This window comes from Pedobacter miscanthi, from assembly GCF_032678605.1.
In the GTDB taxonomy this organism is placed as follows: Bacteria; Bacteroidota; Bacteroidia; order Sphingobacteriales; family Sphingobacteriaceae; genus Pedobacter; species Pedobacter miscanthi_A.
Genome location: NZ_JAVTSU010000050.1, coordinates 1 through 4,215, shown reverse-complemented (window position 1 = coordinate 4,215; position 4,215 = coordinate 1). Strand labels below are relative to the sequence as shown.

The window sequence follows — 4,215 nt, the reverse complement described above, 5'->3', positions numbered from 1 at the left end:
TACTTACGAAGTCATTTACCAGATCGAAGATAAACTGAACCCTGGTCAGACTAAAACTGCCACGGTAACTGTAACGGTTGGCACGGGTACAATTCTGGCTAAAGATGATGCCGGAACAGCAAATGGTTTTACTGGTGGTGTAGCTGTAGCGAATGTATTGATCAACGATACCTACAATAATGCTTCAACAGCAACTATTGCCACCGTTACCATCAATCAGGTTTCAACCTCAGATGCAAATGTGACCATAGATGTAACCACAGGAAAAGTAAATGTGGCTGCAGGAACACTTCCCGGAGTTTACACCCTAACCTACCAAATCACCGATAAGTTAGATGCAACAAAATCTTCTACTGCCGTTGTAACCGTAACTATTCCTAACTGGATCACTGATCTTCAGGTGAGCAAAACTGCCAATGTTACTGGTGTAGAAGCCAACGGAAGCATCAGTTATACCATTAATATTAAAAATAACGGACCAGCTACCGTATTAAGTGGTCAATCTATCGGGCTGATCGAAAATCTTCCGGCAGGATTGGAAAATATCACTTATAACGCCATTGGAGGAACATACACTTCAACCACAAATACCTTTGTACTGTCTGCTGATTTAACCCTTGGTAAACAGATAAGTTTAACCGTGAATGGCCATGTTGCAGCAGGATTTACCGGTGCGAATTTGGTAAACAGCGTTTCCTTAACGCCAGGCGCTAAAACCAATGATCCGGAAAGCGTAAACAACCAGTCGACCGTTACCACACCATTGTTAAAAGGAAAAATAGCCTTAATTAAAACAGGTTTGCTGAGTTCAGATGGCAATAGCGTAACCTACACCTTTAAGATCAGCAATGTTGGTGAGGTTGCGTTAAGCAATTTTGTATTAACCGATGCCAAACTGGGATTAAATAAAACGTTCGCCAACTCATTAGCAGTAGGAACAAGTTTTACCTATAATCAGGTTTACGTTTTAACGCAAAGCGATAAAGATGCTGCTTTGGTAACCAATACGGCATCAGTAATTGCGGAGACGCCTGCAGGTAATACCATTAAAGATGTGTCCGGAACCGATTATTCAAACGATAATCCTACTGAAACACCAATTTCAGGTGCTTCAACATTCACTTTCACAAAAGTAGCCAATGCGGTAGGAACCAAAGTTGGCGAATCGATCAGTTATACCTTTACCATCACCAATACCGGAAGTGTTACGCTTAAGGATTTAACCGTGAGTGATGCTGCAGTTGATGGCGGATCGATCAATCCTGCCAACATTTCAACTTTAGCACCTGGTGCCAGTGTAACTTTAACCGCAAAACATACTTTAACACAAAATGATGTAAATCAGGGAACATTCACCAATCAGGCTTCCGTAAAAGTAACCGGTAACAAAGGCAATATCATCAATCAGGTTTCTGATGATCCTTCAACCCCGGCACCAAACGACCCAACAGTAACCCGATTAACGCCGGCTCCAGGTTATACTTTAACCAAATCGGCTACAAATGGTGCATCCAAAGCTGGCGATGTAGTTAATTACAGCATTGTATTTAAAAACACAGGTAATGTTACCCTTTCTGATATCGTTTTAGTTGATGCCAACGCCGATGCAGGAAGTTTAACACCATCAAACATTACTTCGGTATTACCTGGAGCTACTGTAAACATCACGGCTAAACATACCGTAAAACAAAGCGATGTAAATGCAGGTGGTTTCAGCAATCAGGTAAGTGCAACCGTAAAAGATCCAAAAGGAAATACGCTGGTTAAAGTATCTGATGATCCATCAACACCTGCTGCAGATGATGCAACCTTTACTGCAATTGTGGCTGATCCTTCGGTAAGGTTCACTAAAATGATTGCCAACAGTGCAGGTGTGGTAAAAACGATTGAGTACAGCATTCAGGTAACCAATACCGGTAACATTACCTTAACTGATATTGTGGTAACTGACCCGGGAGCAGATGCAGGTAGTATTACACCTTCAGTAATCAGCAAACTGGAGCCTGCAGAAACGGCCATGATTTTAGCCAGACACACCCTTACGCAGCCAGAAATCGATTATGGTAAGTTTGTTAACCAGGCGGTTTTAGTAGCAAAATTTGCCAGCGTTGGTAAACTGAATAAACTTTCTGATGATCCCAGAACTGTGGCTCCTGATGATCCAACCGTATTCCTGATCAAAGAAGCACCAGGTTTAACTTTGGTTAAAACAGGGGTTTTAAGTGCCGATGGAAATTCGATCACCTATACTTTTACCGCGAAAAATACCGGTAATGTTACTTTGAATAATTTCAGTTTGACTGACCCGAAAATTTCATCAACCATTACTTTCAGTCCAGCAAGTATTGCCCCTGATGAAACGGCTACAGCCACCGCAGTTTATACCATTAGTCTGGCAGAGAAAACGGCAAGTTCGGTAAGAAATACGGCTACATTAACAGCCACTACGCCAGCCGGAACTTCAATTGCTGATGTTTCTGGAACAGAAGAAGACAACGATTATCCGACCATTTTAGAGCTTCCAAAAATTGTAAGTGCTAAAACCGTTTCGGATGCCAATAACAATGGTAAAGCAGAAGCTAATGAAGTTTTAACCTATAACATCACGGTTAAAAATAATGGGAACACCACACGTACAGGGGTGAAAATTGTCGATAATATTCCGGGAAATACCACTTATGTAACCGGTAGTGCCGATAATGGTGCTGTATTGGCGGGCAATACCTTAAACTGGAGCAGTTTAACCATTCCGGCCAACTCACAGGTGGTGGTTAATTTTAAGGTAACTGTTAATGCAACACTTCCTTCAGGAACCCTTGCTATCAACAATACCGCTACCGTGACAGATCCTGGCAATACATCCACTCCATTAAATCCTGCGGTTTCAATCCCTACCGAAGGTGTACTTGAGGGTAGTAAATCAGTTATAGATACCAAGGGCAATAAAGATGGTAAGGCACAGGCCAATGAGATCTTAACTTATTCATTAACTGTTAAAAATACAGGTGGATCAGCCTTAAACGGTGTAACCATTACCGATGAACTTCCTGCCGGATTAACCTATGTTCCTGGCTCAGTATCTGGTTATGGCACCGTAATGGGTAATACGCTGAAATGGACCATTAATATGCAGGCCAACTCGAGTACGGTATTAACATTAGATGCGAAAGTTGCACCGGATGTAAACAGTTACCGTACCATTAAAAACGTGGCAATCATGACTGCCCCTAACGGGAAAACCATCAATCCGGATGCTGCGATCGATGTTGATCAATCCGCCGATTTAATGATCACCAAAGAGTTGGTAACCAAAGGTGAGATCAAAACAGGATCGGATGTAACGTATAAAATTACCGTAACCAACAAAGGTCCGAACCGGGCAACTGGTGTTACTGTAACCGATCGTCTTTCTACCATCATCGATGCGCCGAAAGAGATTACCGTAACCACCGGCAGCACAACATATTCAACCACAACGAGAGATTTTGTGTGGCTGGTTGGAAGTTTGGATTTAAACCAGATCGCAACCTTAACCTTTAAATCAAGAACGCTGGCTTCGGGTGCATTAAACAATTCAGCAACGGTGAAAGCAGATCAGCCAGACCCGGTGAATAACAATAACCTTGTTTTAGCCGATGCTGCCGTAATTACAGGAGATGATTTATTGATTCCGAACCTGTTTACACCAAATGGAGATGGTATTAATGATACTTTCGAAATTAACGGACTTGCTGAGTTTGCAGAAAATGACCTGACTATTGTTAACCGTTGGGGCAATGAAGTATTCAGGGCGAAAGGTTATAAAAACAACTGGACAGGAGAGGGGCTGAATGAAGGAACTTATTATTACCTGTTACGCGCCAGGAAAAATGGCAGTAGCGAATGGAAAGTGTTTAAAGGATATATCACCTTAATCAGGGCGTTTAAAAATTAATGAGCCGAGATATGATGAAGAAATTAGTATGGTTAATAGCAGGATCGTTGCTATTACTTTCGAGGCCGGTGGCTGCACAACAAGACGCCCAGTACAGTCAGTACATGTTTAACGGGATTTATATCAATCCGGCTTACGCAGGTTATAAAGAAGTGCTTAACGTGCACAGCTTTTACCGTAGCCAGTGGACGGGTATTACCGGGGCGCCAAGGAGTATGTCGCTTGCTGTAGATGCCATTGCAAACAGCGGTAACGTGGGGCTTGCGCTTCAGGTGGCCAGC

Annotated in this window: 2 protein-coding genes; both read left to right on the top strand. The window is 42.6% G+C overall.

The annotated features are described in order from the left end of the window. Positions 1 to 3,934: gliding motility-associated C-terminal domain-containing protein (locus R2R28_RS28965; RefSeq protein WP_316829145.1), on the top strand; the 3,934-nt coding region annotated here is incomplete at its 5' end. An 11-nt stretch (positions 3,935 to 3,945) separates the two neighbouring features. Continuing rightward, on the top strand, positions 3,946 to 4,215 hold a 270-nt coding region (locus R2R28_RS28960), incomplete at its 3' end, for a type IX secretion system membrane protein PorP/SprF (RefSeq protein WP_316829144.1).